The following is a 360-nucleotide window of genomic DNA, read 5'->3' on the forward strand; positions in this document are numbered from 1 at the left end:
CGCCTGATAGTCGCTCCATTCAAGCGCGTCGAATGGACTGCGGCGCTCGGGGTCGAAGGCATAGGGCCGAAAAGCGTTGTTGACCACGATGGTCAACGTGACGACCGTGCCGCCCACGGTGACCACCGGCGTGCCGATGTCGCCGGCATCCGCCTGGCCGCTGAAGGTGAAGCTCAGCGTGGTCGGGGCATCCACCGCGTGGCTCAGCGTGAGGTTGAAGACCGCGCTGCTGCCTTCGTTGACCAGACCGGGGTCGGACACGTCCAGCACCGGCACGTCGGCGCCAGGACCTTGCATGTCGGTAATGGTCGCATGGCCGGTGTCGGTGATGCCCGCCGGCAACGGCGTGCCGTTGAGCGT

At 66.7% G+C, this 360-nt stretch carries 1 pseudogene; it reads right to left on the bottom strand.

The window, feature by feature from the left end:
• A pseudogene (locus tag N0K08_RS22990) lies at positions 1-297 on the bottom strand (hypothetical protein); the annotation flags it as partial.
• Positions 298-360 lie beyond the last annotated feature (63 nt).

The organism is Acidovorax bellezanensis (assembly GCF_025421555.1).
GTDB lineage: Bacteria > Pseudomonadota > Gammaproteobacteria > Burkholderiales > Burkholderiaceae_C > Comamonas > Comamonas bellezanensis.